Source organism: Streptomyces dengpaensis (assembly GCF_002946835.1).
Lineage (GTDB): Bacteria > Actinomycetota > Actinomycetes > Streptomycetales > Streptomycetaceae > Streptomyces > Streptomyces dengpaensis.
Genome location: NZ_CP026652.1, coordinates 6,039,345 through 6,064,323, shown reverse-complemented (window position 1 = coordinate 6,064,323; position 24,979 = coordinate 6,039,345). Strand labels below are relative to the sequence as shown.

The 24,979-nt window shown below is 68.9% G+C and carries 23 protein-coding genes, 2 tRNA genes and 7 pseudogenes; 23 read left to right on the top strand and 9 right to left on the bottom strand.

Going from position 1 to position 24,979, the window contains the following annotated elements:
* Positions 1-22: 22 nt before the first annotated feature.
* Genes C4B68_RS43565 through C4B68_RS28030 form a run of 3 tightly spaced genes read left to right on the top strand, consistent with a single transcriptional unit; the run spans position 23 to position 679 of the window.
* Positions 23-181 (top strand): hypothetical protein, encoded by a 159-nt coding sequence (locus C4B68_RS43565; RefSeq protein ID WP_240634495.1) that lies wholly within the window; start codon positions 23-25, stop codon positions 179-181.
* Between the two features lie 2 nt (positions 182-183).
* Positions 184-381 (top strand): hypothetical protein, encoded by a 198-nt coding sequence (locus tag C4B68_RS28035; protein ID WP_099499059.1) that lies wholly within the window; start codon positions 184-186, stop codon positions 379-381.
* A gap of 31 nt (positions 382-412) precedes the next feature.
* Positions 413-679: a hypothetical protein gene (locus C4B68_RS28030; RefSeq protein ID WP_099499060.1), complete on the top strand. Its 267-nt coding sequence runs from the start codon at positions 413-415 to the stop codon at positions 677-679.
* A gap of 721 nt (positions 680-1,400) precedes the next feature.
* Here C4B68_RS28030 and C4B68_RS28020 read toward each other — a convergent pair.
* A complete protein-coding gene (locus C4B68_RS28020; RefSeq protein WP_099499061.1) occupies positions 1,401-2,162 on the bottom strand; it encodes a helix-turn-helix domain-containing protein in 762 nt (253 codons plus the stop codon).
* Positions 2,163-2,280: 118 nt separating this feature from the next.
* Between C4B68_RS28020 and C4B68_RS41440 the strand changes: the two genes are divergently transcribed.
* The 4 genes from C4B68_RS41440 (at position 2,281) to C4B68_RS28005 (ending at position 3,985) form a co-directional block, all read left to right on the top strand.
* Positions 2,281-2,460, top strand: a complete 180-nt coding sequence (locus tag C4B68_RS41440; protein WP_143674238.1) for a hypothetical protein — start codon at positions 2,281-2,283, stop codon at positions 2,458-2,460.
* A 4-nt stretch (positions 2,461-2,464) separates the two neighbouring features.
* Positions 2,465-2,671 carry a hypothetical protein gene (locus C4B68_RS28015; protein ID WP_143674240.1) on the top strand — a complete coding sequence of 69 codons (207 nt, stop codon included), beginning with the start codon at positions 2,465-2,467 and terminating at the stop codon, positions 2,669-2,671.
* A gap of 81 nt (positions 2,672-2,752) precedes the next feature.
* The gene (locus C4B68_RS28010; protein WP_099499063.1) at positions 2,753-3,253 is read left to right on the top strand and encodes a glycine-rich domain-containing protein; all 501 of its coding nucleotides are present in this window, start codon (positions 2,753-2,755) and stop codon (positions 3,251-3,253) included.
* Between the two features lie 78 nt (positions 3,254-3,331).
* A complete protein-coding gene (locus tag C4B68_RS28005; RefSeq protein ID WP_099499064.1) occupies positions 3,332-3,985 on the top strand; it encodes a class I SAM-dependent methyltransferase in 654 nt (217 codons plus the stop codon).
* An 89-nt stretch (positions 3,986-4,074) separates the two neighbouring features.
* On the opposite strand, the gene C4B68_RS28000 is transcribed toward C4B68_RS28005, so the two are convergent.
* Complete coding sequence (locus C4B68_RS28000; RefSeq protein WP_167459180.1) at positions 4,075-4,338, bottom strand: helix-turn-helix domain-containing protein; 264 nt, start codon at positions 4,336-4,338, stop codon at positions 4,075-4,077.
* Positions 4,339-5,159: 821 nt separating this feature from the next.
* Between C4B68_RS28000 and C4B68_RS43560 the strand changes: the two are divergent.
* Together C4B68_RS43560 and C4B68_RS42520 are read left to right on the top strand one after the other, a co-directional pair.
* Positions 5,160-5,546: pseudogene (locus C4B68_RS43560) on the top strand (alcohol dehydrogenase catalytic domain-containing protein); the annotation flags it as partial.
* 90 nt (positions 5,547-5,636) lie between these two features.
* A pseudogene (locus tag C4B68_RS42520) lies at positions 5,637-6,107 on the top strand (transposase); the annotation flags it as partial.
* A 206-nt stretch (positions 6,108-6,313) separates the two neighbouring features.
* On the opposite strand, the gene C4B68_RS27990 reads toward C4B68_RS42520, so the two are convergent.
* Entirely contained in the window at positions 6,314-6,919 is a 606-nt protein-coding gene (locus tag C4B68_RS27990; RefSeq protein WP_099499065.1) for a TetR/AcrR family transcriptional regulator, read from the bottom strand.
* A gap of 97 nt (positions 6,920-7,016) precedes the next feature.
* Here C4B68_RS27990 and C4B68_RS27985 point away from each other — a divergent pair, with 97 nt between their 5' ends.
* From C4B68_RS27985 to C4B68_RS27975, 3 genes are all read left to right on the top strand, one after another.
* Complete coding sequence (locus tag C4B68_RS27985; RefSeq protein ID WP_099499066.1) at positions 7,017-7,874, top strand: NmrA/HSCARG family protein; 858 nt, start codon at positions 7,017-7,019, stop codon at positions 7,872-7,874.
* A gap of 280 nt (positions 7,875-8,154) precedes the next feature.
* Positions 8,155-8,871, top strand: a complete 717-nt coding sequence (locus tag C4B68_RS27980) for a sigma factor (RefSeq protein ID WP_240634494.1) — start codon at positions 8,155-8,157, stop codon at positions 8,869-8,871.
* A 286-nt stretch (positions 8,872-9,157) separates the two neighbouring features.
* The gene (locus C4B68_RS27975; protein ID WP_420824037.1) at positions 9,158-9,655 is read left to right on the top strand and encodes a PP2C family protein-serine/threonine phosphatase; all 498 of its coding nucleotides are present in this window, start codon (positions 9,158-9,160) and stop codon (positions 9,653-9,655) included.
* On the opposite strand, the gene C4B68_RS27970 is transcribed toward C4B68_RS27975, so the two are convergent.
* Entirely contained in the window at positions 9,623-10,519 is an 897-nt protein-coding gene (locus tag C4B68_RS27970; protein ID WP_099499068.1) for an RNA polymerase sigma-70 factor, read from the bottom strand. The two genes, C4B68_RS27975 and C4B68_RS27970, sit on opposite strands and share 33 nt — an antisense overlap.
* Before the next feature lie 83 nt (positions 10,520-10,602).
* Between C4B68_RS27970 and C4B68_RS42130 the strand changes: the two genes are divergently transcribed.
* From C4B68_RS42130 to C4B68_RS27960, 3 genes and pseudogenes are all read left to right on the top strand, one after another.
* Positions 10,603-10,686: transfer RNA gene (locus C4B68_RS42130), tRNA-Ser, on the top strand.
* A 326-nt stretch (positions 10,687-11,012) separates the two neighbouring features.
* Complete coding sequence (locus tag C4B68_RS27965) at positions 11,013-11,495, top strand: GNAT family N-acetyltransferase (protein WP_099499069.1); 483 nt, start codon at positions 11,013-11,015, stop codon at positions 11,493-11,495.
* A gap of 533 nt (positions 11,496-12,028) precedes the next feature.
* A pseudogene (locus C4B68_RS27960) lies at positions 12,029-12,559 on the top strand (NUDIX hydrolase); the annotation flags it as partial.
* Here C4B68_RS27960 and C4B68_RS27955 read toward each other — a convergent pair.
* Positions 12,543-13,586 (bottom strand): NsdA family TPR-like regulatory protein, encoded by a 1,044-nt coding sequence (locus tag C4B68_RS27955; RefSeq protein WP_206337136.1) that lies wholly within the window; start codon positions 13,584-13,586, stop codon positions 12,543-12,545. The pseudogene C4B68_RS27960 and the gene C4B68_RS27955 sit on opposite strands and share 17 nt — an antisense overlap.
* Before the next feature lie 180 nt (positions 13,587-13,766).
* On the opposite strand from C4B68_RS27955, the pseudogene C4B68_RS42125 reads away from it, so the two are divergent.
* The 5 genes and pseudogenes from C4B68_RS42125 to C4B68_RS45015 all read left to right on the top strand — a co-directional run.
* A pseudogene (locus tag C4B68_RS42125) lies at positions 13,767-13,919 on the top strand (SCO3933 family regulatory protein); the annotation flags it as partial.
* A gap of 2 nt (positions 13,920-13,921) precedes the next feature.
* Positions 13,922-14,349, top strand: a pseudogene (locus tag C4B68_RS27950) (plasmid transfer protein); the annotation flags it as partial.
* Positions 14,350-14,351: 2 nt separating this feature from the next.
* Positions 14,352-15,020 (top strand): annotated as a pseudogene (gene repSA, locus C4B68_RS27945) (replication initiator protein RepSA); the annotation flags it as partial.
* Positions 15,017-15,229: a helix-turn-helix domain-containing protein gene (locus C4B68_RS27940; RefSeq protein WP_099499071.1), complete on the top strand. Its 213-nt coding sequence runs from the start codon at positions 15,017-15,019 to the stop codon at positions 15,227-15,229. The pseudogene repSA and the gene C4B68_RS27940, both read left to right, overlap by 4 nt.
* A pseudogene (locus tag C4B68_RS45015) lies at positions 15,229-16,356 on the top strand (tyrosine-type recombinase/integrase). The gene C4B68_RS27940 and the pseudogene C4B68_RS45015 overlap by 1 nt, the downstream one beginning before the upstream one ends.
* Positions 16,357-16,448: 92 nt before the next feature.
* Here C4B68_RS45015 and C4B68_RS27925 read toward each other — a convergent pair.
* Positions 16,449-16,523: transfer RNA gene (locus tag C4B68_RS27925), tRNA-Val, on the bottom strand.
* Between the two features lie 183 nt (positions 16,524-16,706).
* On the opposite strand from C4B68_RS27925, the gene C4B68_RS27920 reads away from it, so the two are divergent.
* Positions 16,707-17,486: a DUF4097 family beta strand repeat-containing protein gene (locus tag C4B68_RS27920; RefSeq protein ID WP_167459179.1), complete on the top strand. Its 780-nt coding sequence runs from the start codon at positions 16,707-16,709 to the stop codon at positions 17,484-17,486.
* 134 nt (positions 17,487-17,620) lie between these two features.
* Positions 17,621-19,030: a hypothetical protein gene (locus C4B68_RS27915; protein ID WP_373682172.1), complete on the top strand. Its 1,410-nt coding sequence runs from the start codon at positions 17,621-17,623 to the stop codon at positions 19,028-19,030.
* Positions 19,031-19,157: 127 nt separating this feature from the next.
* On the opposite strand, the gene C4B68_RS27910 is transcribed toward C4B68_RS27915, so the two are convergent.
* The 3 genes from C4B68_RS27910 to C4B68_RS27900 all read right to left on the bottom strand — a co-directional run bounded on the left by C4B68_RS27910 (position 19,158) and on the right by C4B68_RS27900 (position 24,464).
* Positions 19,158-20,318, bottom strand: coding sequence for an amidase domain-containing protein (locus C4B68_RS27910; protein WP_167459178.1), 1,161 nt, complete (start codon positions 20,316-20,318; stop codon positions 19,158-19,160).
* A 168-nt stretch (positions 20,319-20,486) separates the two neighbouring features.
* On the bottom strand, positions 20,487-21,785 hold the full coding sequence (locus tag C4B68_RS27905; protein WP_099499077.1) for a polysaccharide deacetylase family protein: 1,299 nt from the start codon (positions 21,783-21,785) through the stop codon (positions 20,487-20,489).
* A gap of 114 nt (positions 21,786-21,899) precedes the next feature.
* A complete protein-coding gene (locus C4B68_RS27900) occupies positions 21,900-24,464 on the bottom strand; it encodes a transglycosylase domain-containing protein (protein ID WP_240634492.1) in 2,565 nt (854 codons plus the stop codon).
* A gap of 274 nt (positions 24,465-24,738) precedes the next feature.
* Here C4B68_RS27900 and C4B68_RS27895 point away from each other — a divergent pair, with 274 nt between their 5' ends.
* Positions 24,739-24,966 carry an FmdB family zinc ribbon protein gene (locus C4B68_RS27895; RefSeq protein ID WP_099499080.1) on the top strand — a complete coding sequence of 76 codons (228 nt, stop codon included), beginning with the start codon at positions 24,739-24,741 and terminating at the stop codon, positions 24,964-24,966.
* The last annotated feature ends 13 nt before the right edge of the window (positions 24,967-24,979 follow it).

Genomic DNA, 24,979 nt, shown 5'->3' with positions numbered 1-24,979 from the left:
GATCCTCAAGCGGATCGACGCGGTGCGCGCGACGGAGGCCGCACAGTCCGCTGCGATCGCGGCCCTGGCGGGGCAGCTCGGCAAGAACGTGGACACGGCGGCCGTCGTGGCAGCCGTGCAGCAGGCCATCGCTGACGCCGTCGTGAAGGTGTCGGTCGACGTCACCGGACAGGAGTCCTGACCATGAAGATTTCGAAGATGTGGAAGGCGGTCGTCGCCGCGGTGGTCGCGGGCGCCAGCACTCTGTCGACGGCCCTCGCTGACGACACCATCACGGCCGCGGAGGGCTGGGCCGCGGGCCTCGCCATCCTCGCTGCGCTCGGCTTCACGTGGGCGGTGCCCAACCGGCAGTCGTCCAGCGGCTCCGGTACGGAGGCCTGACCCTGCCCGATGCGCGCGTCTTGGAGGTGGCATGGATGCCGCCCTCGCCACAGCCCTCGGCGTGATCGGCAGCGCCGTGGTGTCCGGGGCGGCAGCCATGTACGGCTCGAAGGTCGCAGGACGCGCCCAGAGGGAGGGCAACGCAGTGACCGGCTTCAACAGCCTCACGGACCAACTGCAGGAAGAGCGCAAGGAACTGCGCACCGAGGTGGCCACGCTCAAAACCGAACTCGCCACCGAGCGCGCAGAGTCGGCACGTCTACGGCTGATCGTCCAGTCGTTGGGAGGTACGCCGTGACGCGCACTGAGCGAGTGCTGGCCCGGCGCTGGAAGCCGATCGCGCTCCTCGCGTTCCTGCTGGCCCTCACCGGCGCCGTGCTCCTCGTGTACGTGCGCGTCCAGTTAGAAGCGTCGCGCGCCGACCAGCTCGCTGCGGAGGCAGACCTGCGGGGCACCGCCGTGTCCACGCTCGCTGGGGATGTGCGGGCGCTGCGGGAGCAGGTGAAAGCCCGGGGCGGGACACCGGTGGCCCCTGACCCGACCAAGGCCGTCAAGGACTTGCCCGACCGTGCCGAGGTTCCGGTGCCGATCCCGGGCCCGCCTGGCCCGAAGGGTGATCCCGGGAAGCCTGCCCCCACCATCACCCCATCGCCCGGCGCATCCGGGGCGCCCGGCCGGGACGGCACGGACTCCACAGTGCCCGGCCCCTCGGGACCGGCCGGCCCACCGGGGGCAGACTCCACCGTCCCTGGTCCGAGCGGGCCACCGGGCCAGGATGGAAGCGACGGCGCCGACGGTCGCGACGGCCAGACCTGCCCGGCGGCTACCACCTCGAGGCCCCGTCCTACGACCCCGACGCGCTCGTCTGCCGTCGCGACGGCGCACCCGACCCCGAGCCCGGCAATGGCACCAATGGCCTGCTGTCCATGGGGCTTGACCCGACCCGCCGCGAGTACGCGCGAAGACGCCCCCAACCACGGTCACCACGACCGTGGTTGGGGGCGTTTCGTCGTGTCCGGTCAGGCCTCGGGTCGGCGATCGTAGGCGGCGAGCGTCGCCTTGTTCGTCGATGCGTCCTGGAAGACGAGTTCCCACGGTCCGGTGTTGACGTCGAACTCCTTGCCGAAGCCCACCCACTTGCCCGTCATGCGGCGCCCGGTCGGCTCGACAAGCAGCTGGATCGCGCCGTGGTAGCGGGCGCCTCGGTAGTAGCCCTCGGACGCGGTCTGCTCCGTCCACGTGCCAGTGGCGACGTGCCCGTCGATCTCCAGATCCATGGTCAGCGGAGAGTCCGACGAGCCAGGCAGGGAGCGGACGGTGAGCCGGTTGCCGTGCTGCAGTACCACCACGTAGTGCAGGCCTGTGAAGGCCGAGTCCCGGCCGCTGGAGAAGTACTCGTACCGCGACAGCCACACCCCCGAGTAGTTGCGGGAGGAGGCCTGCGGCACGGCCTGCGGTGCGCTGGCGGCGGGGGCAACTCCGTTCGCTCCGGGTTCCATGTCGTGTCCGCCGCGGCCGTCGTCGGAGACGCGCGCCATGGGCACGGTGCCTGTGAAGCCGAGTGACTCAATAGGCAGGCCGGTGACGTCCTCCAAGGCGCGGGCGTACACGGGGCGCGGGGCGGTGGTGGCGCCGGATTCCCACCGCTGGATGAGCCGCTTGTTGGCGTCGTTGGGGATGCCGACCCGGGCGCCGGCCTCACGGACGGCACGGGCGAAGTCATCTTGGGACAGGAGCATGCCCATACGGACCGCTCGCAGTGCGCTGTTCGGTGTGGCCATGCGATCACGGTAGACCTCAAACCCTTGGAATGACACCGAAATGACGCCCCGCATGTCGTCGGTTTGACGCCTGCACCGACGCCGCGGAACTGCCCCTGGCAGGGCGACTGTGAGTATCGTGACCGATACAGGCAGCGACAGCATGCACCCCGGTCTGACCATCACGGTCTACCGCGTCAACCCCGAGACGATGGAGCGCACACCCATCCGCTCCCGCGCGCTCCCGCCCGCCGACCAACCCGTGTCCAGCCTGGCCTACCCACCGTGCGCATGCTCTCGCTGCGTGAAGGGCGGGTGACCGGATGAGCCCCATGTGGGACAACGAGGACGAGCGCGCCGCGGGCACCTGCGTCGCCTGCGGCCAGCACACCGCGGACGGCATCGTCCGCTGGCTGCCCCGCGCGTCCGGCCCTGACGTCCGCCTGATCGTCCACGCCCAAGCGCAGGACTGCACACTGTCGCAGCCCGCCGAGCCTCTCCGGCTGGCCAGGCGTGACACCGGGCCCTGAGACTCCCGACCGCCCTGTATCTCAGGACGGCCGGGGCCATCACCCCCGACCGGGGGCATACGTCCACAACAGGAGGAAGACGTGACCGTCGCGTTAGAGCGTTCCACCACGACCCGCACCCGCGACCCGCAAGAGCTCCTCAACGCGGTCGCTCCGCACATCACGGAACTGACCGTCAACATCTTCGACTCCGGCATGACCATCTGGGACCGCGAGATCGCGCTGCTCCTGCGCGACCACACGATGGTCCGCGACATGGCCGAACGGATCCTCGGCAACGCCGTCATGTACGTCATGGGCTCCATCGAGAACCCCGGCCAGCACCTCGGCGTCGGCAAGCTCGTCGACATCGGCGTCCATCAGCTGATCCTCGACACACCTGTCTGGTGGGGCATCTGCCGCCTCTACAACGGCGGCCGGTTCAAGCACCACGCCCCGTTCATCGAGCGCCGCAGCGACGGCCTGTGCCTGCGCACCGGCGACTTCCTGAAGAGCCAGGGATGGGCCATCGACGAAGAGCTCTGGGCCATCGACGGCGCGGACTGCTCACCTTGCGACGACAAGGTCCCCGACAGTCACTGAGCCCGCTACAGTCGCCCCCGTCCTCACGGCTCCCCGAGGGCGGGGGCTGCCCGTACCCCAACGACCAGAGGAACAGTTGTGCCCGTACCCCACGACATCCCCGCCGAGACCGAACTGTGGGACGCCTTCGCCGAGTCCGCCTTCAAGTCTGATGCTGAGCCCTCGTTCTGCTGGACGCAGTACGCCGGCCACGGCCCCGGCACTGAACTCCTCGGCACGCCGGAGTCCGTGCTGGAGATCGGCTGTGGCACCGGCCGTGCCCTCGCCCACCTCGCACAGCAGGGCGTCAAGGCCACCGGGGTCGACCTGTCGCCGCGTATGGTGCAGCTCGCCGGCGAGCGGTGGGCACCGCTCGGGGTACGGATCGAGCAGGGCGAGATCCTCGACTGGCTTACCGCCGATGAGAACCGGTACGACGCGGTGTACTCCATCTTCGGCGCGGCCTGGTTCACCGACCCGTCCCGCCTCTTCCCCCTCGTCCGCCAGCGCCTGGCCGCAGACGGCGTCTTCGTGTTCTCCCAGCCGCCACCCATCCCGGGCGCCTACGGGCCACAGGGCATGTACAAGGGCGGCTTCGCGGGCAAGGCCATGTTCACCTACCGCTACAGCTACAAGCCCGCGGTATGGGAGCGGCATCTGCTCCGGGCTGGCTTCGCGACGGCGGAGGCGACCGTGCTGGATGCCCGGGAGTCGGGACACATCGGCACCCTCATCGTCCAGGCCCGCGCCTGACCCAAAGTCCGCGGCCCCGGCCGGACCGGAATCCCGGCCGGGGCCGCTCCATGTCCGCCGCCAGTGCTCCCCCTGACGCTGGCGGCGGGTCACTGCATGAGGTCGGGGAGCGGGACGTCCAGGACCCAGGCGATGCGGAGGAGCGTGCCCAGCTTCATTTCCTCGCCGGCCTCAACGTGCTGGAGGGTGCGGCGGTCGATGCGAGCGGCTTGCCACACCTGGTCCTGGGTGAGGTTCTGGCGGCGCCGTTCGGCGCGTACTCGGTCGCCGATGGCCCGGCGGCGGGTCAGGGAGCCAGTTGTCGTCGTCGGGCAGATCTCGCACTCGACAAACGCTCTGGCGGCGATGATCATATGTCTGCGGATTGCACTCCGCTTTTTCTGATCTTGAAGTCCGAGCGACGGACAGCCCGCCCGCCACCGTAGAGCAATCGGAGGACCCCTCCGGGCGGACATCGCCACCCCCCACTAGGAGCCCTGCGGCGCTCTGGCATATGCCGCAGGGCTACGGGTAGTTTGAGTGCTCGAACAGTTGTTCACACGAACGGGTGAATGACTGATTCCGCATGCATCCGCTAGACAGGACGACAGGCTCAACCCCGCGAACGTGCCGGGCGCTACTCGAAGGTGCCCCCCTCTCAGTGGCGCCCCGGCACAGGGCAACCCCCGCCTCCAACAGGAGTGCGGGGGTTGCTCGTCGCCCCTGTGACCTGCGCGTTCACCCTGATCGTTTAGGGGATATTTAGGGGTCGCCCCCCAGTAGTAGGGGTGTAGCAAGGGTGTAGTCACAATGTAGTGAGACCGTATGGCGAGCCCACGAGAAAGGCCCCGAACACTCCCTGAGCTGGGAGTTCCGGGTCCTATCCGCTGGTCATCCTGGTGGGCGCGGACGGTTTCGAACCGCCGACATCCGCCTTGTAAGGGCGGACGTGGACGGTGCGAAGATGCGCAGGTCGCTGCGGCTATAGGCGGCCCTGGTCGACGGCGCATCTCGACTGCGGCGAACCGTCGTTGACCGTGGTTGACCGCCTGATGTGGCACAGCTGTGGCACGACTCCGCCCCTCGATGCGAACTACGGGCGGAGCGGTCGCTGAGGGCTGCTGGGCTGGCTGCTCGCCCGGTTCGGCGTGAGTGGTGTCGGCTGGGTCCGGGGGCGTCGCGCCTTTCGAGTCGCATGGTGCGTGCCGCGCCGTCATCGTGGAGTCTTGCCCAGCTGGAAGGAGCGGCCATGAAGGCGGTGCGGTCTCACGATAAGGATGCGGCGGTGAAGGGTTTGGTCGTCGAGGAGGCGCCGTACCCGTACGCGGGTTCGGGTGACGTGGTCGTGCGGGTGCGGGCGGCCTCCTTCACGCCTGAAGAGCTGGCCTGGTCGTCCTCCTGGGTCGACCGGAGCGGCCGGGACCGGGCGCCCGTCATCCCGGGGCACGAGGTCTCGGGCGAGGTCGCCGAGGTCGCGGTCGGTACCACCGGGCTTTCGGTCGGGCAGCGGGTCATCGGGCTGATTGACTGGAACCGGGACGGCTCGCTCGCCGAGTACGTGGCGGTCGAGGCCCGCAATCTGGTCCCGCTCCCAGCCGGGATCGACCATGTGGAGGCGGCGGCGCTGCCGATGCCGGGACTCACCGCCTGGCAGGGTCTCTTCGTCCACATCATCGTGCGGCGCGAACGACCGCACCCCGGTGCCCAGCTGTCCCTGTTCGACCAGGACGAGGGCCTGCGGCACCAGGTGTTCCTCACCGACACTCCCCACGCGGGTGGCGGTTCCGCCCAGTTCCTGGAGGTTCGTCACTGCGGGCATGCCACCGTCGAGGACCACATCCGGTGCGGCAAGACCACCGGCTTCGGCCGCTTCCCCTCCCGCCACTTCGCCATCAACTCGACCTGGCTCGAACTCAGCCTCGCGGCCATCGACCTGCTGGCCTGGATGCGCCTCCTGCTACTGGACGGGGAGCTGGCGACCGCCGAGCCGAAGAAGCTCCGCTACCGACTGCTGCACGTCGCCGCCCGCCTCACCTGCGGCAGCCGGCGTCTTCGCTTGCGAATCTCCGCAACCTGGCCCTGGAGACACGAACTGGCCACAGCCTTCCACCGCCTTGCCGCACTGCCCCGCTCCGCCGGCTGACCAGCAAACCCCTGACCGCCCACGACCGAAAGACCTTGGAGACCCCGACCACCGCGCCGGGACGCCACCATGCCCAAGCAGCGAAATGTCGTCCGTCCCGGGGGGCGCCGTGCGTGGTCGATCAGGGCTGTCGCGAGCCGGTACATGGGCTGGGGCCAGGCCTGGGCGAGCTGGGCAGCGAGCCCAGCCAGGGCACCTCGTGGAGGTCACGCTTCCCGTGGCGCCGCACCGTAGAGTGCCTGGTCGACCAGGCGTTCCACGAGCGAGTCGTCGAGGGGGACTCTCACCACGAGCAACCGGTGGTAGCAGGCGCCCCACAGTTGATCGATGATGACGTCGAGGTCCGCGTCCTCGCGCAGCTCACCATCACGCTGGGCGGCGCGGAGACGCACCCGGGCGAGCTCGCGGCGGGGCAGGAGATAGCTCTCCGTCCAGGCGTGTGCGACGCCCGGATCCATCTGGGCGGCGCCGATGAGCTCGGACACGGGTTTCCCCGCCCCCTCGTCGGTCAGCCAGCGTACGAAAGAGCCGAGCTGGGCGCGCAGATCCGCGCGCAGATCGTCGGTGTGGGCGAAGTCCAGTGCCAGGTTGACCTGAGCGAAGTACGCCTCGGCCGCGAGGGCGCCCGGCGACGGCCACCACTTGTAGAGGGTCATCTTGCTCGATCCCGCGTCCGCCGCGACGCGGTCGAACGTGACAGCTCGCAGACCGTCTGTCAGCAGGATTCGCCCCGCTGCCGCCAGCACGCTGGCACGCACCTCTGCTGCCGGGCGCCGGCCTCGCCCCCGGCGGGCAGCCGTGCCCTCGGTCATGGACAACCTCCCTTGTGGACTACTTGTACATTTCCATGTATCGTAACTAGTGGACAGATCGTCCATTTCTTCGCACCCGAACCGAAGGAGTTCTGAAATGATTGATAATCCTATTCTGGTGCTTGCCGCTACCGGTGGACAGGGCAGGGCGGTGACTGACGCATTGTTGGACCGCGGGGCCGGGGTACGGGCGCTGGTGCAGAACCCCGATGATGAGGCCGCGCGCCGACTGGCCGACCGGGGCGTTGAGGTTGTGGCGGGTTCCCTGAGTGATCAGGCTTCCCTGGCCGCGGCGATGCAAGGGGTGGCCGGGGTATTCGCGTACACCACTCCTTTTGTCGACGGCGGCGTGGAGGCCGAGGTGGCCCAGGGGCAGACAATTCTGGCTGCCGCGGGCGAACAGCGGGTACCCCATTTGGTGTTCAGTTCGTTGGCAAATGCTGACCAGGGGACCGGCGTACCGATTTTCGAAAGCAAGGCACGTATCGAAGCCCAACTGGTCTCCGGCGATGTGCCTTACACGATCCTCGGACCGACGTCTTTCTTGGACATGGTCAACCTCGGCAGCGCGCAACGCATCCTCAGCGGTGCGCTGGACATGCCGCTCCACTCGGACAAGCCGTTGAAGCAGCTCGCCCGCACCGACCATGGAGCGTTCGCGGCCGGAGTGCTGCTCAACCCCACCCGCTATGTGGGACAGCGGATCAACCTGGCAAGCGATGAGAACACTCCCACACAGATGGCAGCCACACTGAGTGCCACCCTCGGAACGGAGGTCCGGCACGAGTACATTCCGCTGACGCAGGTCGAGAATTCCGACGTGCGCTCGATATGGGCCTTCCTCGACGGACCTGGTTACACCGTCGACGTCCCGGCTCTGCATGCGGCCCATCCGGAAATCGCCTGGACCAGCTTCGCCGACTGGACACGAAGCGCATTCAGCGCCGCGGACTGAGCACGGGGGAGTCGGCGACACTCTTCGACTTCGATCAGCGAGCTCGGCCCGGCCCGGACGGGGCCGGCGCCCGCTCCGGTCAGCCGGTTGCGTCGTTCCTGACGGCGCAACCGGCCTTCGTCGTGCCCTCGTGGGCGTCCGCACGGGCCCGCGCGCCCCTCGACGAAACGGTCGGGTTCATCAAGGGGTTGGCCAGAACCGCTCGGCCGTGCTGCCTGCCTCCACGCGGTGGCAGGGCCGCCCCAAACGACCCCAACCAGAAGAACGGAGACCGCAAGTCATGCATTCTGAGCCGCCCCCCACGGCAAACACCCCTGCAGAGGCTGTTTCTGTCTTTATGCAGCACCTGCCGCGTCTCTTCGGAATCGCCTACCGCGTGCTCGGCAGTTCGGGCGATACTGAAGACGTCCTCCAGGCAGTATGGCTGCGATGGCAGAAGACCGACCGCTCCGCGGTGGTGAGCCCGGTGGCCTTTCTGTCGAGTACGACGACTCGACTGGCCGTCGAGGTGGCGCAATCTCCACGCGCGCATCGGGAAACATACATCGGACCGTGGTTGCCCGAGCCCATCGACACGAGCGCGGAACCGGCGGTAGGTGGGCACCACGCAAAGGCCCTGGACCTGGCCGAGCTACTGTTCCTGCAGGAGCTGTGCCCCATTAAGCGCGCCGCGTACGTCCTGAGAGAGGCGTTCGATTGCGACTACTCCGAGATCGCTGAGATCCTTCAGCTCGGTGTCGTCGACGCGCGGAAGATCGTGAGCCGTACTCGTAAGCGCTTGGCCGAGCAGCGAGAAATGAGTTGGCACGGCGAGACACCGACGCCTCGCGGACGGCGTCGTCGTAGCGGCTCGAACGGGGGTTCTGGCCTCACGGTAAGCCTTGCTGACCCCAGACGCCCTCAGTCCGTCCTACAACAACCGCATGACGGGCGCTGCTCGACCGCCTGTCCCGGGCCGTGCGCACGTAAACAATCTGGCGACCGTGATCCGCGGTGATGGCAGCCCCTGGTTGGTCGAGGCCAACGGCAGTACTGATCTTGATAATCCACGGCATGGGCGAGCCGCCAGATGTCCCGTTTGGCCGCCACCCAGAGCAGATTCCACGGCGTCACGTGTCCCCACTCAGTCGGCGCACGGCACGCCGGGACGACTCCAGGCCGGCCCGCTCGGGCTCTCCCTTGGCGGTGGCTGGCCTCGCCGTTTCGTTTGGGTGTGGTGGGTGTCGAGGCGGAAGCGCGAAAGTGCCTTCCTCACCTGGGACGATGAACCTTGCTGAGGGGTTCTGTCGGGCCAGGCGGAGGGCACTTTCTACGTGCAGGGTATCGGGTTGCGTCCCAAGATCCATGTCACCGCTGACGGGTCGGGGGTGGTCGGTCATGCCGGAGCGCGGCTGCTGGCGGATCTTGCCGAAGCCATGGGACAGGTGCGCGCCTCCATACGTGCGATCGCCGCCCACGAGCCGGATCCCGCGACCGTGCTGACGCGCATCAACGAGTTGCTCGTCACGATGGGCGCGGATCGATTCGCCAGCTGCACCATGCTGCATCTCGACCCGCGCGACGGACAGGTCACCGGCGCCAGCGCCGGCCACGTGCCGCTGCTGTACGCGCACAAGGACGGCTTTCCTCTCCGGCCTGGAGCACTAGTTTGGAAGAGTGCGTATACGAATGGCGCGGGCAGCCCAGAACATCCTGACCTGTGCCAGCCCGCTTCGGGGCACCCTGGTGCAGAGTCGGCGAAGGCTGCCTCAGTTGTTCAGCGAAGCCAGGTAAGGAGCTAGTTTGGCCGGATTCGCGACCCACATGAGGCGTTCGATGCCTCGTGCCGATACATCGGCGTTCAGCAAGGCCGTCGGCCATCCGTCAGCCGTGACAAGGACGGCCGGCCTGCCGTTGGCCTCGACCCAGCGAACGTCTGCCAGAGGCCAGTAACGTGGGGCGAAGGCGGCAAGGTACTTGGAGACGTGCGAACGCCCGACGACCGGAATCTTGGATGTCCCGCGTATCCCTCCGCCGTCGGAGTAGCTGACCACGTCCTCAGTGAGAACCTCCTCGAGCACCGACAGACTGCCTGTCTGTGCCGCGGCGAGGAACACCTCCAGCAGCTGCCGATGGTCGTCAGAGCTGACCGGCTCCCGGCGTTCCGCTGACAGGTGCTTCCGGGCGCGGCTCACCAGCTGACGTGTATTGGCTTCGCTCGTCTCCAGGATGTCCGCGATTCGCTTGTACGGGTAGTCGAAGGCTTCCCTGAGAACGTAGGCAGCCCGTTCCACGGGGTTCAGTTTCTCCAGGAGGAAGAGAACCGCCATGTCGAGTGCCTCTGCCCGTTCCGCACCCACCTGCGGATCCACGCTTGTGTCGACCGGCTCGGGAAGCCAGGGCCCGACGTACGACTCACGCCGCATCCTGGCGGACTGGGCCAGGTTGATCGCCAGACGGGAGGTGACCGTCGCGAGGAACGCTGCCGGCTCGTCGATGTCGGCTCGGTTGGTGTTCTGCCACCGCAGCCATGCCTCCTGGACGATGTCCTCGGCTTCCACGGCACTACCGAGCACGCGGTACGCGATGCCGAAGAGCTGGGGACGCGCTGCCATGAACTCCCTCGTTGCCTGATCAAGGGAGCCCGTGTCATCCCCGGCGCGCATAGATGTCCTCCAGTTCTTGATCACCATGCTACAAGCCGTCACACCAGGACGCGCGCGGTCCCCCGTCAACCTCCAGCAGGTCAGGGCGGCGCAGCGGGCTCAAAACGTTGACGGTCTTGAAAACCGTCGTGGCAGCGATGTCACCGTGGGTTCAAATCCCACACCCACCGCAGGTGAACGGCCCCTGACCAGCTACATCGGTCGGGGGCCTTCGTCATGCGCGTTCCCTGTTGATGACCGCGATTCCCCGTGAGTTCCCGGTCGATCGGGCACGGGCGCCTTCTGGCGCGCGACTCCATGCAGAGCAGCCTCGTCAGGTCATCTACTGAAGGCGCGGCCGGACGCTACGATCCGAGCCATGGAGTGTTTTGCCGCTTGGCCTGCGCGGGACTGAGGGCCTGGCTCACCGCCGATTCACTCGGTCGGGAGCGGGCTGACCCATGCCCAGGTTTTCCCTTGGGTCTCAACCCCTCGGCATGAAAGGCACACTTCGATGCGTATTCGCGCATTTGTCCCGAGTGACCTGGCTTCACTCACCGAACTGACCATTGAGACGTTCCGGCCGTTCTACGAGGAGGCCTTCCGCCCCTTGATGGGCGAGGTCGTCTTCGCCATCCAGCATGGCAACTGGCGCGACGACTACCGCCAGCAGGTCGCCGGACTCTACGCACCCGAGCATCACGCATACGTCGCGGTGGCTGAGGGAGAAGACGGCATCGCGGGCTACGTAGCGTGGAGCGTCGATCCGGATCGCAGGCACGGCCGAGTCGTGATCCTTGCAGTCTCGTCCCAGCATCGCCGACGCCACGTAGGTACCACTCTGTGTGAACACGCCTTCGAGCAGATGCGCTTGCTCGGAGCAGAGATCGTTGAGATCGGGACCGGAGGGGATTCCTTTCATGCACCCGCTAGGGCTCTGTACGAGCAGCTCGGGTGCACCCCGATCCCGGTAGCCGTCTACTTCCGGCAGCTCTAACACTGTGGTTGTGCGGGAGGTGGAGCCGGGTGGTGCATGGCTTGCTGCCCCCCAGCCACCACTCTCCCCCAGCTCCCATCCCGTCCGCCGTCGACCCACACACCGTGGAGCGGGCGTGGTTCAGGGCGTCAAGGTGGAGCGCGCCACTGTACGAACGACCTTGACGCCCTGGGCCGCGTCTGCTCGGCTCTGCCTGGGTCGATGGCGGACGGGATGGGAGCTCCCCGCGCACGCCACATTGGACCCGCAGTCGGGAACGGCGCCCCTCCATCCCGGTGCCGGCCGATCCCCCGCCGGAGGCATCGCCTTGACCGCAGGCCGCTCTATGCGGTGATTGACTCATGGCCACCGGCCCTATCCACATGTGGGCGCGCGTCGGCGGCGGCAGCGCCGAGCGGGCCGAAGGCAGGAGCGCGGGCGCAGCCAGAGCCGGGAAGCGCGCCCGGCGGAGCGGAGCGCAGCCGGGGCTTGATGAAGTAGGGAAAGTTCTACCGCGCCCTTGGCGATCAGCGGCGACGGCTAACCACCTACCGACGACCGTGTACGACAACCGTTGGGTGAAGCTCAGCCTCGTGGACGTCGAACCCCCCGGCGTCGAACGCTTCGAGCATCACGTCGTACGGCTGCATCACGTCGCCATCGCCGCCGTCCTCGACGACCAGGACCGCGTGTTGATGCTCTGGCGCTACCGCTTCGTCCCCGACTCATTCGGCTGGGAGCTGCCCGGCGGGATCGTCGACGAGGGCGAAGACGCCGCACAGGCCGCTCTGCGGGAAGTCGAAGAAGAGACCGGCTGGCGGCCGGATGCCCTGGAACACGTGGTCACCTATCAGCCCATGGTCGGCATGGTCGACTCGCCCCACGAGATCTACGTAGGCCAGGGCGCGAAGCTCGTCGGAGAACCGACCGACCTCGAAGAAGCGGGACACGTCGCCTGGGTGCCTCTCGCAGACATTCCCGGGCTGATGGCCCGCGGTGAACTCATGGGCTCGGGGACGCTCGTGGCTCTCCTGCACGTGCTCGCCTCAAGGGGTGCTGGAGCCGCGCCTACAACCGCTGCGTGAGCTGCTCGATCCGGCGGCGATGACGCACTGATCCGGTACGGCTCGCCAACAGTCGGGCCTGCCGCAAGTGCTCGTGCGCCTGGTCGTATTCGCCGCGCGCCATGTGCGCCTGGGCGAGATCGCAGCGCAGTCCCGCCGACGCTCGTATGAAGGTGGAGTCTGCGGAATCAAGGGCGTCGTACAAGCTGGTAACCGCTTCGTCGTCGCCTATCAGGGCGAGCGCGTTGCCGCGCCACCTGCTGAGGTGCCCCTCGTTCAAGAAGATGCTCAGCATGTCCGCGTCTCGGGCCTCCTCCCCCGGCGGCAGGCATCGCATCGCGTTTTCCAGCGCCCGCCGGCAGTCGTCCGGCATCCCAGCTCGGGCGCAGATCTCGGCTTCGGCCGCGTACAACCAGGCTGTGAGTCGTGGGGACATCGCCTTGCCGCCGACGCGTTGGGCATCCCGTATCAGCTGGACCGCGACGGAGGCCCGGCCCGCGTCGCAGAGGACGTACGCCTGCTCGGCCGTGGCGTGCGCGAGGTACATCGGCTCGTCGGCCTCCTGTGCCGCCCGCTTGCCCAACTCATAGTGCCGCCAAGCTCGTTCCACGGCTCCCACATCAAGTGCCTGCCATGCGGCCAGCGTTGCAGCCCCTGCCAACGCGAGGGCGACCGGGCGCCGGGTCTCGGGGAGCACGGCAAAGGTGAGCGCGTCCTCCAGTTTCGCCAGGTGCCCTGTCATCGGGTCGACAAGGCTCGCGGCGCCCATCTGCCGGTCCATGGTCCTGAACAGTTCCGTCTGATCCATGAATGTCGTCACCATGGTGAGACTGACACTGCGAGCGGCGTCGATTCGACTTACGAGTTCGTCGTACCCGTCAGCCGCGACGGGTACGGCCAACGCCTCGGCCCTGCGGTGCAGTTCGTCGTCGGTGATGCCGAGTAGAGCGCGCAGGATCTTCGCGTAGCGGGCTGAAATCGAGCGGCGGCCGTTCTCCCACTCCGAGACGTAGACGCGCAGGCTGGCCGTGGATGCGACGGTGAGCATGTGCTGGTGCGCATGGCGTTCGATCTCTCGAACTAGCCGCTCCTGCGACCACTCTCGCGCACTCCTCACCGCCTTGAGTCCGTTCGCCATGTCGCCTCGCCCTGCCTGTGGTTGCCAAGCCCTAACAGCAGCATGCCTCACATCTATGCAGGTCGGCAGGGGCTAACAAGACGGGTGTTAACCCCTGTTGGCTACCGAGGTGTTGGCAGAGGCGATTCCCTCGCCTCGTCGTGGGAGAACGAGTTCAACGGGCAGAAGCGGCACGGCATCGCGTTCCGCGCGGTCGCGGTCACCTCGCTCGTCGCCGCCGCGTCGAAGCCCAAGGCGGCCTGATCATGACCGCCTTCACGGTCGCGCTGCTGCTGGTCGTCGCCTCCGCAGTGATCCTGCGGTGGCGGCGCCCCGCCTGGTACTGGCTGGCCTTCGGTGCCGTCTTCGCCGCGCTGCGGGTCCTGGTCCGCTACGCCTCGGTCATGGACGCGTGCGGGCTGACCGTCCCGCCCTCCCGCTGGCGCCTGGCCTTCGCCAGGGTCGCCAACCGGCCCGTCCCAGAGTCACGGGCACCTCGGATCCTGCGGTTACGGCCGACCCGTACCGGCCTGGTGCTGCGGCTCAAGCTCCGCCCGGGCAGGACGCCTTCGACATCGCGGCGGCCTCCGACCGGCTGCGCCACTCCTTCGGCATGTACGGCGTGATCTCCCGGGAACTGCGCTCCGGCGTCGTCGAGGTCCGCATGACCGGCTATGACGTCCTCAAGCGGGTGCACCCCCGTCCTGGGCGACCGTCGGCCTCCTCACCGACGCGGTCCGCGCCGCCGCCGCGCACTCCTACACCTCGGTCTCCGTCCCGGCCGCCGAGGACCAGCCCGCCCGCACCTTCCGCTGGGGCACCCAGCTCGACGTTCGCCCGGTCAAGGCCTTCGGCGACGGCTCCGACATCACGGAGCAAGCCGTGGCCTCCTACGTCGCCAAGTACGCCACCAAGGCGGCCGAGAACACCGGCACCCTGGACCGCCGCATCGGCGAACTCTCGGAGCTCGACCGCCACCAGGTCCCCGACCACACCCGCCGCCTCATTGAGGCGTGCAAGGTCCTCGATCCGCTCTACCCGGACCGCCGCCTCTGGGCCTGGGCCCACATGCTCGGCTTCCGCGGCCACTTCTCCTCCAAGTCCCGCCGCTACTCCACCACCCTCGGCGAACTCCGCCAGGCCCGCGCCGACTTCCGCGCTGCCCAGGAACGACAAGCCCTCGGCCTCGACGACCGCGAGCCGGACACCGTCCTCGTCCTCGCCGACTGGCAATACGCCGGACACGGCCACACCCCCGGCGAATCCGCCCTCGCCGCCACCATCGCCCGGAACCTCCAGCACAACCGCGAAACCGCCCGCGAAGCACTGCAAGACCAACTCGCCCTGGAAGGAGCCGCAGCATGAAGGACCGCTACCTCAGCGTCGACCAGGTGGCCGAAGTGCTCGGCACCTCGGCACGCTTCCCCCGTCGCCTGATCGCGGAGCGGCGCATCACCTTCGTGAAGGTCGGCCGTCACGTCCGCATCCCGGAGAGTGCGGTGGACGCATACATCGCGGAGCACACGGTGGAGCCGATCACGAGGCGTGCCTCGCACCTCAAGGCGGTGGCCTGATGCCGAACGCCAAGGGACGCCGTCGCCGTTTCGGCTCTGTGCGCAAGCTGCCCTCGGGGCGCTTCCAGGCCCGCTACCGGGGCCCTGACGGTCTAATGCGCACGGCTGACAAGACCTTCGCCTCTCAGACCGACGCAAACCGCTGGCTGGTCAAGCAGGAGGCCAAGATCCTTGACGGAGACACCCTGACGTCAAGATCGCGTTCGGTGACTTCGCGGTGGGCTGGTTCAAGGATCGCGACTACGCGGCCACCACACGGGAGCGCAACGTGGGCGTGCTCAACCGGCACATCCTGCCGACGTTCCGCACCGTTCCCCTGCGGGAGATCACCACGCCGCAGGTACGGCGCTGGCGTACAGACCTCCTCGATGCGGGTGTCGGCCCGGCCACCGTCTCCAAGGCGTACCAAGTCCTCCGGGCCATCATGAACACGGCCGTGGATGACGGACTGATTGAGCGCAATCCGTGCCGGGTGAAGGGCGCGGGGACGGTCACCCACACCGAGCGGCCGTTCCTCTCCGTGCCCGAGGTGTACCGGCTCGCCGACGCCGTCCCACCTCACTGCCGCGCCCTGGTGCTCCTGGCGGCCTTTGCCGCGCTCCGCTTCGGTGAGCTGGCGGCCCTCCAGCGCCGGGACATCGACCTTGGAGGCCCGTACCGTGTCCGTCCGTCGCTCGTACGCCGAGACGCGGACAGACGGCCTAACGGTCAAGGCACCCAAGAGCGCGGCTGGCGTCCGCACGGTGACGTTCCCGGCCTCGCTCGTCCCCGAGCTGGCGCACCACCTGGCCGAGTACGCGAGTGCCGGCCGAACCGGGCTCGTCTTCGTCGGCGCCCGCGGTGGTGTTCTGGGGCGGAACAACTTCCGGCGGATCTGGCTCCGGGCGCTCGACGCGACCGGCCTCGGTGACGTCCACTTCCACGACCTCCGGCACACCGGGAACACCCTCGCCGCGACCGGTGGCGCCACCACCCGCGAGCTGATGCACCGCATGGGCCACTCGTCGGTGCGAGCAGCGCTGATCTATCAGCACCTCGCCAACGGCCGTGACCACCAGAACGCCGACTACGTCGACGGTCAGATCAGGAAGGTGAAGCGGCCCCCGCGCGGCCCATCTGGCACGTAAGTGGCACGGCGCCGACAAGCCGCCGAGAAAGATCAAGGCCCAGGTCCCCGGCTTCGCACCGGTTGACCTGGGCCTTGATCGTGTCCTGAGACTGGTGGGCGCGGACGGTTTCGAACCGCCGACATCCGCCTTGTAAGGGCGGCGCTCTACCGCTGAGCTACGCGCCCAGGACGAGTCGACAGCCTACCTTGCCCGGGGGGATGCCCCGCAAACCCGTATCCGGTGGGTGGCGGTGCGGGTGGCGGTGCGGGGGGTTATCCCCACCGTCGATCCGGGAGTGGTCCGGACTGGTGACGTGCGGATCCGTACGGTCGAGGAGACTTCGCAGAGCCTCTCAGGGGGAGATCATCATGGCCCGTACCGTTCCTGTTCGCGCGGCCGCCGTCAGCGGTGTCGTCGTGGCTCTCCTCGTGGGCGCCCCCGCCTGTGGCGCGTCCGCCGGGGACGACAAGGATCCCGAGCACAGGTCTTTCGCCCTGCACGGCCGCACGCTCACCGTCGACTCGGACGGCTCCGCGCTCGATCTCGTCGTCGCGGACTCCGCCGAGGCAAGCGGCAAGGTCGAGGTCACCCGGTGGTTCCGGGGGCCTGTCGTCGTCGGCGGGGACCCGCGGGTGACCTGGGCGATGGAGGACGGTGACCGGCTGGTGCTGCGGATGAAGTGCTCGGGGGTGGTCGCCGACTGCTCGGCCCGGCATCGGATCGTGGTGCCGCCCGGCGTCGCCGTGACGGTCAAGGACGGGGACGGGGCGGTGAGTGCGCGTGGCTTCAAGGAGGCGCTCAGCATTCGTACGGCGGACGGTTCTGTGCGGGTGGCCGACTCCTCGGGGGCGCTGGACCTGCGCAGCGGCGACGGGGCGATCCGCGCGCTCGGCGTCGACTCGCGCCGCGTGCGCGTCCGCACCCAGGACGGCTCCGTACGGCTCGAACTCGGCGTCGTACCGGACCTGGTGGAGTCCCGCAGCCAGGACGGTTCCGTCACCATCGAGCTGCCCCGGGACGCCTACCGGGTGGCGACCGAGAGCGGTGACGGCGCCGTCGAGGTGTCCGTACCCCGTGACCCGGCCAGTTCCCATGTGGTGTCCGCCCACACGAACGACGGGAAGATCACGGTGCGAACCGCGAACTAACAGGCCCGTGTGTTCGTCCTTAACCGGTGGGAGAATGACACCGGGCAGGGCGGATGACAGCAGCACGGGAGAGGGATGTGACGGCGACGACACCTTCAGAGCCGTACACGCCGGACAAGCCATATACGTCGCACATGTCGCCTGTGCCATGCGCGCGGCCGGTACACCATCGTCCAGCACGCCGTCGCCCGGCTCGCCGTCACTCAGCACACCGTCGTCCCTCGTCCGGCGCCCGTGAGGCCCTGGCCCTTATGGCCCTCCCCCTCCTCGTCGCCCTCGTGCTGCGCGCCGCCTTCGCGGGCGGCGGCACCCGGCGGTGGTTCGGCGGGCGCTCCGAGAGTCAGCGGGCCGAGGCGCAGGCGGCGAAGGACGCCGCCGCGGCCGCCTTCTACGAGCTGGACACCGCCCAGCGCGATCTGCGCATCTCCATCGAGACCATCACCGCGGTCGACGACTCGCCCGCCGCCCGCCGCGCCGTGTCCGACTTCGCGGAGCTGGGGCAGCGCATCGACGAGGCCAGTCATCAGTACATCACCGCCGTCGACGCCCATGATCTCGACCGGGACGACCTGGAGGCGTCGGTCGCCGCCCGTGCCCGTACCGAGCTCACCGCCGCCAAGGACGAGCTGGGGCGGGTCAAGCGGGATCTGGACCGGTTCGAGCGGGGGCTCGGGCCGTTGCTCGGCAAGGCCGAGACGCAGCTCGCCCGGCTCGCCCCGTCCGTCGAGCGCGCCCGCCAGGCCCTGCTCGCCGCCTCGAACGCCCTCGATTCCGTACGGGGGTCCGGGCTCAAGGCCGACGACCTCGCCGCACGGCTGGCCGCCCTCGGGCCCGAGCTGACCAAGCTCAATCAGGGCGCGGGGCAGCACGGTGTGCCCCAGACGCTGGAGCGTGCCGAGCGGGTCTCGCGGGAGGCCGAGGCCGTGCGGGTGGAGGCCGAGCGGCTGCCGGAGCGCGCCGCCGAGATCGATCACCGGCTGGTCTCGTTGCGTACGCGCGCGCAGGCGCTCACCACGCGCGCCGGCCAGGTCGAGCCGGTGCTGAGCGAGCTGCGCCGGCGGTTCACGGCGGCGTGCTGGCAGGACCTTCAGCCCGTACCGGAGCAGGCGGCGGAGAGCGTACGGCAGGCCGAGCTCAAGCTGAAGGAGGCGCGGGCCGCGCGCGAAGCCCAGCGCTGGCCGGACGCGACCGCGCTGCTGTCGACGGTGCGGGCGCTGCTGAACAACACCGACGAGGCCGTGTCCGCGGCCGGGGACCGGTTGCGGCGGCTCAACGCTGTCTCCAAGGACCCGCAGCAGGAGATCGACCGCACCCGGTTCGCCATCCGTGACGCCCAGCGCCTGGCCATGGCGGGCCGCAACACCCCCGACCCACGGCACGCCCGCCCGCTCGACGACTCGGTCGCCCGTCTCGACCGTGCCATCACCACGCTGGAGGGGCGCCACCCCGACTACTGGCACTTCCTGACCGAGACGGAGGCGGTACGGCAGTCGGTGGCGCGGGTGGTCTCCCAGATCCGGGAGGAACGCAGCAGCGGGGCCTGAGAACGCCGGCCGCGGCAGCGGCCCTGCGGCGTGCGCGCAGGGCCACTGTCGAAGGCTTGCATAAGGCGGCGAAGGCTTGAATCAGCTGCCGAAGGCGTGGGACATCAGGTGCCGAAGGCGTGAGGAATCAGGTGCGGTACGCGTAGTACGCCGCGCCCGGGTACGACGCGATGATGCTCGACGCCGATCTGCGGTAGGTGTCGGCGTCGTGGTACGTCAGATACGGGACGCCACTCGGACTCCGGTACGACGTGATCATCGTGTGGTCCTTGGACCCGTCCTTGTCGAAGTCCGCCTGCATCACGTCACCGACGTCCATCTGGTAGACGTTCGCCAGCGGCGTGGTGCGATGGGCGGTCTGGGTGAACCAGGACCACTCGTTCACGCCCGCCCAGGAGTCGGACTGGCCGTTGGCGACGTAGTACCAGGTGTCGTACTCCTCCGGAGTCACGGCGGTGACCGGCTTCCAGCCGCCCGCCAGCAGGCTCTGGCTCACGAAGTTGGTGCAGTCACCGCCGACCGCGTTGAACTTCCGGTAGGCCGGGTTGTAGTTCTTCCAGTACTTCTCGGCGTACGTCGCCATCGCCGCGTAGTCGTACGGGGTTCCCCTGCCGAGCGTCTTGGGGTTGGCGGGCGCGGGATACGAGGTCGCTGCCCGGGGGGCGTCGACAACGGCCATCGGGGTCATCCGCGCCGTCGGCGTGACGGGCTGGTTCACCTGCGGGGTGCCCTGGTCCGTCGCGCGCAGGCCCGCGAGCTTCCAGATGCCGTCCGGCCGGGCGGTGAAGGTGAGGACGTGGTGTGCGCTGAAGCCCGTCGTGTCCGGCTCGTCACCACGGATCTTCTTGTACGTGAGGGTGGTGGTCTCGGTGACCCACGCGGTGGCCCGGTCCCCCCGCACCCGGGTCTTGTCGACGCTGACCTGGGTGTCGGCGGCGGTGTAGGCCTCGCCCAGCGCCGCGAGGCGGTCGCGGGTGCCGCGCAGGGAGTTCACCGAGGTGCCCTCCGTACGGGCCAGGGCGGCGGACAGCGGTATGCCTGCCGTGGCCTTCAGTGCCGTACGCGGGGCCGCTTGGGGGCGGTCCAGCAGGGCGGCCGTGCGGTCGGTGAACACGGCGTCGGCGATACGGCCGAAGGCGTCGGTCGTCGCGCGGTTCACCGTGGGGGTCGCCGGGTTCGCCGTGGGGGTCGCGTCCGCGGCGTGGGCGGCGGACAGGGGCAGCAGGACGGTGGAGAGGGCGAGCGCCGTCACGGTCGAGCATCTGCGGCTCAACGTCTTTGATCTCACTGGGCATTCTCCTTGATCCCCGGGTCGGACACCGGGGAGGGAATCTTTACATGTCCCACTCAAACGCGATGAACTCGGGGGGATCCTGCGCCAGTTGGATCATTGTCGGTCCAACTCACTTGCCCAGCAGCCGAGTTGGACCACCCGGAAGACGCCGACAGCCGCCATTTACTTCACCACCGTCGACCAGTCCGGCGACTGTGCGGGGTCCAGGCTGCGCAGCCGCTCCAGGACTTCCGGCTTCTGCGCGTCGAGCCAGTCGGCCAGTTCGCGGAAGGACACGCAGCGAACGTCCTTCTTGGTGCACACGTTCGTGACGACCTGGTCGACGGCCTTCATGTAGATGCCGCCGTTCCAGTCCTCGAAGTGGTTGCCGATGAAGAGCGGGGCCCGGCTGCCGTAGTACACGCGGTTGAAGCCCGCCATGTAGGACTTGACGGTCTCCTCCTCCCACTCGGGGTACTTGGCCGGGTCGCCGGTGGTCTCGCCGTCGGACTGGTTGTAGAGGAAGTTGAAGTCCATCGACAGGCCTTGGTACTTGCCGTCCTCGTAGGGAAGCATCTGCAGCGGGAAGTCCCAGATGCCCTCCTTCTTGACGGGCCATATCTGGAAGTCGCCCGCGGAGCTGGCGTCGTAGCGCCAGTTGTACTTCTTGGCGGTGTCGTTCATGGCCTTGAGCAGGTTCTTCTGGCCCTCCAGGCAGGGCGCGCGGCCCCCGGAGATGGCGCGCTTCGGATCGAAGGGCAGGGCAGGCAGGTCGGTGTAGCCGGTGTTGGTCTTCCACTTCTCGATGAAGGAGAAGGACTGGTCGATCTCGCTCTTCCACTCCGCCACGCTCCAGTCGCCGCCGCCCTTCTCGCCGCAGAAGTGGCCGTTGAAGTGGGTGCCGATCTCGTTGCCGTCCTTGAACGCCTTGCCGAGCTGCTCCAGCGTCGTACGGATGTGTTCGTCGGTGGGGTAGCTGATGGCCGCGGAGCCCGGCTCGTGCATCGGCGGGCGGTAGAGCGTCTTCTTGTCCTTGGGCACCAGGTAGATGCCGGTGAGGAAGTACGTCATGTGGGCGTCGTACTTCTTGGCCAGCTCGCGGTAGTGCGAGAAGAGCTCGTCGTCGCCCTGGAGGGCTCCGTCCCAGGAGAAGACGACGAACTGGGGTGGTTTCTCACCCGGTTTGAGCGGTACGGGCTTCAACTGGCCCTGCTGCGGCCCGGTGTAGGACGTGGAACCGTCCCCGAGCATCTTCGTCTTGCCGTCCCAGGCGGGTTCCTTCGCCGCTGTGGCGTCCGCGGCGGGACGGCGGTCGCTGGTGGACGCGGCCGGTGTGGTGTCGTCTCCGCGGTTCAGGGCCAGGTAGGCCGCGGCCGAGGACGTGACCACGAGGAAGGCCGCCAGGGCCGCGAAACCCTGGCGGGCGGAACCAGGAGCGGGAGCGGGGTCGCGACGACGGCGACCGCTGTGCTTCGAGTTCATGCGGGGCACATTCTGCGAGGAGGCGGAAGGGGCGTGTGACGGCCTCTCGGCCGTCGCGGCCGGGCGGGCCGGCCTTGAAAGTCAGCGGCGGCTGGGCGGGCCCGGCCTGCGGGGTCAGCCGAGCGGGCTCATGGCGCCGGCCCAGATGGCGTACGGGACGTCGGCGCCGGAAGGACCGGACGTGCCGGACGCACTGGAAGCGGAGTCCGAGGCGGAGGCGATCCCCTCGAGCGGCAGTGGTTCGAGGCTCTTGGACAGGTCCATGCGGTAGACGGCCACCGCGGTGGACACGGACCGGTTCGTGCCCACGTACCAGACGGCCTTGTCGTCCGCGGTGGTGCCTGCCTTCCCGGCCACCCGGGCCGAGGCGGGGGCCTCGTCGGCGTGCTTGGCGCGGAAGGATTCCGTGAGCGCCTCGGTGACCTCGCGGGCCACGTCGGCGTCGACCGCGCGACGGGGGCGGGGCGTGTCCAGGGCGACCCGGGAGCCGTTGCGGGTGATGCGCCGCACCGAGTACGGCTCGACGTGCGTGCCGTCCGCGGCGAACGTGGCGTAGCCACTCGCCATCCGGATCGCGCTGGGCGTGGCACTGCCCAGGGACAGCGCGGGCACCTGCCGCCCCATGCTGGACGAGAGCAGTCCCGCCGCCTCGGCGGTCGACCGCACCTTGTCCAGGCCCGTGTCCATGCCGAGTTGCATGAAAGGCGTGTTCACGGACAGCGCGAGCGCCCTGCGCAGGGTGATCGGCCCGTACGACTTCTCGCCGTCGTTGCGGGCGGCGACCTTCTTGCCGCTGCGGTCCCAGTAGGGCCCCTCGGGCGTGGTGACCGGGACGCCGTCGTTGCCGTCGTAGACGGACTCGGGAGTGACCGGTGTGGCCGCGCTGTCGCGGGTCTTGTGGATGCCGTGTTCCAGGCCGGCAGCGTAGACGAACGGCAGGAACGCCGAACCGGCGGGGACGGTGGTGGCGTTGGACTCGTTGTAGCCCTGCGTACGGTGGTCGGGGCCGCCGTGGATGGCGAGGATCTTGCCGTCCGCGGCCACCGAGGCGGCCCCGTAGTGCGCGGTCTTCGCCCTGCCGGGGTCCTTCTCCTTCGCCTCCTTGCGGGCCTTGGTCACGGCGTCGGTGAGCGCCGCCTCCCGCTTGCGGTCGAAGGTCGTGTAGATCTGGTAGCCGCCCAGGTCGAACTCCTTGTCCGAGATGTGCGCGGCCTTCTTGGCGTACTGGGCCGCCAGCTCCACCAGGTAGTCGCTCTGCTTGCCGGTGTCGTACGCCTTGGACTGCTTGAGCGGCTCGGGGAACTTCGTGTACGTGGCCCGCTCGGACGGCGACAGCTTGCCGATCTCGACCATGCGGTCGAGGGTCCAGGACCAGCGCTCCACGGCCCGCTTGCGGTTCTCCTTGCCCAGGGCGGGGTCGTAGAGGCCGGCGCCCTTGAGGAGGGAGGCGAGGAACGCGCCCTCGCTGGCGTTCAGCCGGCTGACGTCCTTGCCGTAGTACGCCTGGGCGGCCCGCTGGAGGCCGTAGGTTCCGCGGCCGAACCAGCTGGTGTTGAGGTAGCCCTCGAGGATCTTGTCCTTGCTCATCCTGTTGTCGAGCTTGAGGGCGATCATCGCCTCGGTGAGCTTGCGGCTCACGGTCCGGTTCTGGTTCAGGTAGACGTTCTTGACGTACTGCTGGGTGATGGTGGAGCCGCCCTGGGTGTCTCCTTGGCCCACCGTGCGCGCCAGGGCGCGGGTGATGCCTTTGACGGAGACGCCGGGGTCGGAGTAGAAGCTCGCGTTCTCCGCCGCGAGGACCGCCCAGCGCACATCCTCTGGAATGTCCTTGAGCGGCATCTCCTGTCGCCGCACCCATCCGGTACGGGCCATGGGTGTGCCGTCCGACCAGTAGTAGACGTTGTCCTGCTGCGTCGCGTACGTGTTCAGGTTCTTGGGTATGTCCGTGGCCGCGTAGGCGATGACGAGCAGCGATCCGCTCAGCCCGATCGCCAGGCCGAAGGCCCCCAGCCACTGCCGCCACGACGGCATCCAGCGCCGCCAGCCGCTGCGGCCCGGCCGTGGGTACGCCGGTCTCAGCCGGCGGAGGAACGGCGCCCACCGCTCGGCGAGGGCGGACTGCGCTACGGGTTTGCGGCGGGCGCCGCGGTGGCGGGGCGGGCGGGTGCCGCCCTCCGCGCCGGCCTCCGGGCGGGTGCCGCCCTCCCCGCCGACCTGCGGACGGGTGCCGCCCTCCCCGCCAACCTGCGGACGGGTGCCGCCCTCCCCGCCGACCTGCGGGCGGGTGCCGCCCTCCCCGCCGACCTGCGGGCGGGTGCCGCCCTCCCCGCCGACCTGCGGACGGGTGCCGCCCTCCCCGCCGACCTGCGGACGGGTGCCGCCCTCCCCACTAGCCTGCGGGCAGGTGCCGCCCTCCCCGCCGACCTGCGGGCGGGTGCCGCCCTCCCCACTAGCCTGCGGACGAGTTCCGCCCTCCCCGCCGACATGCGGGCGGGTGCCGCCCTCCCCGCCGACATGCGGACGAGTTCCGCCCTCCCCGCCGACATGCGGACGAGTTCCACCCTCCCCACTAGCCTGCGGACGAGTTCCACCCTCCCCACTAGCCTGCGGACGAGTTCCGCCCTCCCCACTAGCCACGGCGGCCTCCGGAACGTGGAGCACCCGGGGGATGCGGGGCATCCGTTCGATGCCATGCCTCGGTCACGACTGCGTCTCCCTCCGCACTCGAAATTGCCCGCGCGGGTAGATGCAGCGGCCGCTGATGCGGCTGCGAGCCCCCCTCCCCGACCTTGCGGCTCGTCGCGGCACACATAAATTAGCAGCGACTTTCACACAATCTTCGTTCGGGAACTGAACAAGAACCGGACAGTAACGGTCAGCCCGTCGCGCCGGACCGCCGGGCGGGCCCTCCGGAATCCTGTGATCGCCGCTGGGCTCCGGCTAACCTGGGCGCATGCCTCGCTACGAGTACCGCTGCCGGACCTGCGGCGACACGTTCGAACTCAGCCGCCCGATGGCGGATTCCGCCGCCCCCGCGGCCTGCCCGTCCGGCCACGACGACACCGTGAAACTCCTGTCGACGGTGGCCGTCGCGGTCGGCGGCTCGACGCCGGCCCCGGCCCAGGCGCCCCGCTCTGGCGGGGGTGGCGGCGGGTGCTGCGGAGGCGGGTGCTGCGGCTGACCCCGCAGCACCG